The sequence below is a fragment of the Vibrio profundi genome (assembly GCF_043642225.1).
Taxonomy (GTDB): Bacteria; Pseudomonadota; Gammaproteobacteria; order Enterobacterales; family Vibrionaceae; genus Vibrio; species Vibrio profundi_A.
In genome coordinates, this window is the sequence record NZ_JBHZSF010000030.1 from 1 (window position 1) to 4,966 (window position 4,966).

General features: G+C 43.3%; 2 protein-coding genes, 7 tRNA genes and 1 rRNA gene. 2 read left to right on the forward strand and 8 right to left on the reverse strand.

Features of this window, described 5'->3' with window-relative positions; translation table 11 throughout:
* Together rrf and ACHUFI_RS22135 are read left to right on the forward strand one after the other, a co-directional pair.
* Positions 1 to 78: ribosomal RNA gene (rrf, locus tag ACHUFI_RS22495) — 5S ribosomal RNA — on the forward strand; the annotation flags it as partial.
* Between the two features lie 30 nt (positions 79 to 108).
* A tRNA-Asp gene (locus ACHUFI_RS22135) sits at positions 109 to 185 on the forward strand.
* A gap of 233 nt (positions 186 to 418) precedes the next feature.
* Here the strand turns inward: ACHUFI_RS22135 and ACHUFI_RS22140 are convergent.
* The 8 genes from ACHUFI_RS22140 to ACHUFI_RS22175 form a co-directional block, all read right to left on the reverse strand.
* Entirely contained in the window at positions 419 to 1,669 is a 1,251-nt protein-coding gene (locus ACHUFI_RS22140; protein ID WP_394253138.1) for a DUF1835 domain-containing protein, read from the reverse strand.
* Positions 1,670 to 1,976: 307 nt separating this feature from the next.
* Positions 1,977 to 2,052, reverse strand: a tRNA-Asn gene (locus ACHUFI_RS22145).
* A gap of 28 nt (positions 2,053 to 2,080) precedes the next feature.
* Positions 2,081 to 2,156: transfer RNA gene (locus tag ACHUFI_RS22150), tRNA-Thr, on the reverse strand.
* A 36-nt stretch (positions 2,157 to 2,192) separates the two neighbouring features.
* Positions 2,193 to 2,268 (reverse strand) — tRNA-Asn (locus ACHUFI_RS22155).
* Between the two features lie 23 nt (positions 2,269 to 2,291).
* A tRNA-Thr gene (locus ACHUFI_RS22160) sits at positions 2,292 to 2,367 on the reverse strand.
* Positions 2,368 to 2,423: 56 nt separating this feature from the next.
* Positions 2,424 to 2,499, reverse strand: a tRNA-Phe gene (locus ACHUFI_RS22165).
* A 232-nt stretch (positions 2,500 to 2,731) separates the two neighbouring features.
* Complete coding sequence (locus ACHUFI_RS22170) at positions 2,732 to 4,357, reverse strand: methyl-accepting chemotaxis protein (protein WP_394253140.1); 1,626 nt, start codon at positions 4,355 to 4,357, stop codon at positions 2,732 to 2,734.
* Between the two features lie 532 nt (positions 4,358 to 4,889).
* Positions 4,890 to 4,965: transfer RNA gene (locus ACHUFI_RS22175), tRNA-Asn, on the reverse strand.
* Position 4,966 lies beyond the last annotated feature (1 nt).

Here is a 4,966-nt window from a genome sequence, read left to right on the forward strand (position 1 = left end):
GCCGAACTCAGAAGTGAAACACAATAGCGCCGATGGTAGTGTGGGGCTTCCCCATGTGAGAGTAGGACATCGCCAGGTTCAAATTGCGTTAAGCTGAATAGACACTGCGGAGTGGTAGTTCAGTTGGTTAGAATACCGGCCTGTCACGCCGGGGGTCGCGGGTTCGAGTCCCGTCCACTCCGCCACTTACAGAAAGCCTCGCTAGAAATAGCGAGGCGTTTTTGCATTCGTAAGAGACTTCATCTTTCATTGCATGCTTGTTGGTATGTTCTCTATATTGGTAGGCAATATCTTTAGCCTATTTGATAGTGATAAAGATACTTTCTTTAGCAAGACCGCTATGTCAGTATCGTCGAGAAAGCACTCAATATCGATATTACATAGTAATCCTTGTCTAACACCCTCTTAGCTTATGTTTCTATGCCAGCCTCAATGAAAGGCTCGCAAAGTTCTGATGATCCCAGCACCAATAATGCTCTTTAGTGATCTCTATACCTGCAACCCATTTAGGCTCCACTTCTTGCGTGATTTCTAACCTTTTAGTGTTCAATGCAAAGGTGAAATTTTGCCAGCTATGATCAGAGCTGCTTGTTATCCCTATCCGAGGGTTCTTACCGAGAGTTAGAGGCTTTATGATTGCCCAGAACATTACGTCTCCCAAGTAAGGTAAGGGATCGGTATTCAAATATTCGTTGTATAGCTCTCTGAAGTTAAGAGGTCTGTCAGACTCTCTTAATATATCTAAAGCATTTTTCTGCGTCATACCAAGCCCAGAGAGCTGATTTGGGAGTTCTTGGAGGTGCCTTAAGATCACAGGCTTAAGATTAGGGAGTAGAGCTTCATCAGCTTCTTGGTATTGCTTAACTAGCTGTAGAGGTGTGTTTGAGCAAAAGGCTTTCCAGGCTTGTTTGGCAGCTATGATATGTTGGGTTGTTATCGTTCTTCTGTTTCCCCAAAGTGAGCGTATCGCTTCTGGAGGGAGTTGACCTAACCCTATGAACTTCGTCCTTCCCGGAAACTGATTTACTTCGATGAGTTCTACTTTTGAAGTGTTTTGGTATGAGAGTAAACAAAGTACTCGAATTAGCATAAGTTGATCGTAATTGTCATGCTCGACCCAAAGTACAACTCGATCATATTTTGCGTTGCACAGGGTCTGTTTAGTTAGGCTCGCTTCTAGTTTAAGGGCTTCTAATGAACTTTCGCTATTACCCATCTCTGATAGTAACGTATCTAAGATAAATTGGGCTCTCACCTCTTCAAGCTCTTCTTCTTTGTGCTTTAAAGGGCCAGTGCAATATGGGTCTATAAAAGCGAGAAAATCTCCAGTAAAACCAGCATTTTTTAACGTATGTTGAATATCGTGACCGCAGCGGACATGAAGCGTTTCTAGTTCATTGTCTAATGGCCCAAGTGGTACACCGTCTTTACTCTTATTCTCTTCTAATTTCTGTATATGGCTAGTTAATTTGGTCCAACTTGATACTCCAAGCTCTCTTGATAGTGCCAAGTGAATGTCACTGAGCTTGACTGTTTCAGGTGTGATGGAGTTAGATGGATGTAATTTTAGTAGCCAATTCAGATTATCTTCAGATCCTGATGTAATCGACTTAAGAAGAGTTTTTGCACGCTTTTTTAAAAACGCTAAATTGAGCGAAAAAGGATTCATATATTCACCATCTCATAACTTCTGTACTCGCAAATCAGAAGAGAAGGTAAATCAATTTGTGATTTCCCAGGCAGGTTGCTTTTCCTTGAGTATAACTCTTTCCGCGAGCAGGAGGCGTAGGTTACGCTCTATGAATATATATCTTTTCTCGGAGCTCGGGAAGTGTAATGGTTCACATTATTATGCGTAAAGGATTCGCAGTTCAATCGAAAGGTGGGCGATTTTACTATCTGAGCTTTTAGGTATGTAGAAAGGTAATAGGGGAAAAGCAAAAAGGCCTCATCAAAAGATGAGGCCTTTTCTAATTTGGCTCCCCCTGCGGGACTCGAACCTGCGACATACGGATTAACAGTCCGCCGTTCTACCAACTGAACTAAGGGGGAATTGATTGTTTATTCTCAAATCAAGAGATGGTGCCGACTACCGGAATCGAACTGGTGACCTACTGATTACAAGTCAGTTGCTCTACCTACTGAGCTAAGTCGGCACATTGTATTAATAAGCTTATGCTTACTAATTAACTTGGCTCCCCCTGCGGGACTCGAACCTGCGACATACGGATTAACAGTCCGCCGTTCTACCAACTGAACTAAGGGGGAATTATACTTTAAGTAAAAAAGAATGGTGCCGACTACCGGAGTCGAACTGGTGACCTACTGATTACAAGTCAGTTGCTCTACCTACTGAGCTAAGTCGGCACACTGTATTCTTCTTTGCTTTAATGTTGTTGTCTTAGACACCAACAAACAAATTGTGGTGCCCGGAGGCGGAATCGAACCACCGACACGAGGATTTTCAATCCTCTGCTCTACCGACTGAGCTATCCGGGCGACGAGGTGTATTAAACGTGTTTTCGCGTTCTGGGTCAACATTAAATTGCAAAAAAAGTATCGTTTGATGTTTTTCTATACTTAGTGGGGTGTTTTTATTCATTTAAGGCAGAAACCCTTTATTGAGCATGCCTTAAATTCGTTTTTTTTTGCTATTAAGTACAGTAAAAGTGAGAGCAAATAAAAAAAGCACGTGTGAAAACGTGCTTTTGAGTTTTATGTAACTGAGCCTTTAGTGCTTCACTTCGAATTTATTCACCCAAGCTTCCAGTTCATTAGAGAGAGAAGTGAGTGTTTGAGTGCTGTTATGACTTTCAGTCACGACACTACTTAGCTGATTACCACTTTCTTCAATCATGTTGATGCGTTTCGAAATATCATCACCCACTTGAGTTTGCTCCGCCGCCGCTGTGGCGATCTGATGGCTCATAGAGGAGATTGACTCTAGTGCAATTACGATCTGCTGGAGAGCTTCAGAAGCATTTTGAGACTCTGTGACTGTGCTTTGGCTAGTCTCAGCACATACTTCCATCGTTTGGATGGCATTACGAGAGCCTTCTTGCAGGTTGTTAATCATCTGCTGAATCTCTTTGGTGCTGTCTTGAGTTCGACCGGCTAGATTACGAACCTCGTCTGCCACCACGGCAAATCCACGGCCTTGCTCACCAGCACGAGCCGCCTCAATTGCTGCGTTAAGCGCCAGAAGGTTCGTTTGTTCTGCGATGTCACCAATTACATCCAGTACCTTCACAATGTTGTTTACATCATTATCTAGGTTAGCAACAGCGTCGCTCGCGGTGCCAAGCTGTTGTGCAAGTCCTTGGATGTTGTCTACGGTGTTGTGAATCAGCTGCTGAGTATGTTGGCTTTGTTTATCTGCTTCGTCGGTGTTTCTCGCCGTATCACCAGCTGAGTCTGCTACGTTATTTGCAGATGACGCCATTTCGGTCATTGCAGTGGCAATCATCTCAGTTGACTGTTGCTGAGTCTCGGTTAACTGAGCAATGGAACCGGCACGATCTTCTACTTGAATGAGCTCTTGCCTTAACGCAAGCATCGATCTATCTAAGTTACCGACTAGCTGAGCAAGAGACTTACTCATTTGCTGTACGGCTTGGTAAATACTGCCAGGGTCCGCTTCTGTATCGAATGTTGATTGAATACGGCCTTGAGCAACGGCTTGAACTGCTTGTCTAACTTCATCAGGCTCACCACCTAACAAAGTCAATATCTTACGAATCGATAGAATTAAGATGCTTAGGATTGCCAACGCAATAACTAGACATAAAGCGACTTGCCATTGCGCTGTTGACCAGAAACGTTCATTGACTTCATCAAAGCTAATACCGGTTCCGACATACCAACCCCAACGAGGGCTCTTTTGAGCGATGGAAAGTTTGTAGTCGATAGAGCCATCTGGGTAGGCCGATGTCCACTCGTATTGAGCGATGCCAGAAGGGGTTTTTCGAATTGCATCAATCAGGATCTGACCGATACTGTTACCATCACCGTCTTTAAAGTCGTGGAAGCTCGTGCCGTGTAATTGAGGGTCGAGTGGTGTCGCCATAAAAATCATATTTTCATCGGCCACATACACGTATTCATTGTCTTTGTAGATGTTATTACGAAGTAGGCGAGTGGCTAAAGATTTTGCTTCATCTTCTGTTAGTGTGCCATCTGCCGCCATTTTTTCTGTCTCAGTAAGAATACTGTAAGCACTTTTGAATAGCTCTGTTACGCGAGCCTTGTTATCAAGATCACTGGCGACTCGAAGTGTCCAAAGTCCGGTAGCGGTTAGTGCAAGCAAAGCAGCCAAGATAATGGCTGAAAGTAGATACGCTTGAGTTTTTAGTTTCATATTGCCTCACAAAGCAAACAAGCAAGTTATCGCTATTGATATATAAGTAATTATAAATTCATCACATCTTAATCTACTTAGTATAGGACGATATATGTGAAAAATTTGAAAGTATGATTTGGATTAAATTTCTAGCGCAAAATAAGTGAAAACGAGTGAGATTGGTACTAAATAGCAGCGTGATTCATGAGGGTTAAATCCAATAAGCAGGAGAACAGAACCAGTTCTTGAATCGATCAGCAGCAAACTTTACCTCTTCAATAGGGACTATCGATATCACTTCTTTGGGGCGGGAATTGGCACTTAGGTATGGCGAATCGGGTGAATTATTTACTTAGAAAAAGCGGCTTGTAGCTTAAAACGAAAAAGCCAAGTCTTTAGTCGGGGACGCCTAGTTTTGGCTTCTTGAAAATGGTTCCGCTGCGGGATTCGATGCGGTTGGATTGGGCGATTCGGCTGAGACATTGCTTTGGAACAAAGCTGGAGCGTTAAATACAAAAAAGCCTCATCATGTGATGAGGCTTTTTTAATATGGCTCCCCCTGCGGGACTCGAACCTGCGACATACGGATTAACAGTCCGCCGTTCTACCAACTGAACTAAGGGGGAA

Excerpts from the sequence above, each read along its gene's own strand:
- ACHUFI_RS22140 (WP_394253138.1), bottom strand. The coding sequence starts at position 1,669 with ATGAATCCTTTTTCGCTCAATTTAGCGTTTTTAAAAAAGCGTGCAAAA.
- ACHUFI_RS22170 (WP_394253140.1), bottom strand. The coding sequence starts at position 4,357 with ATGAAACTAAAAACTCAAGCGTATCTACTTTCAGCCATTATCTTGGCT.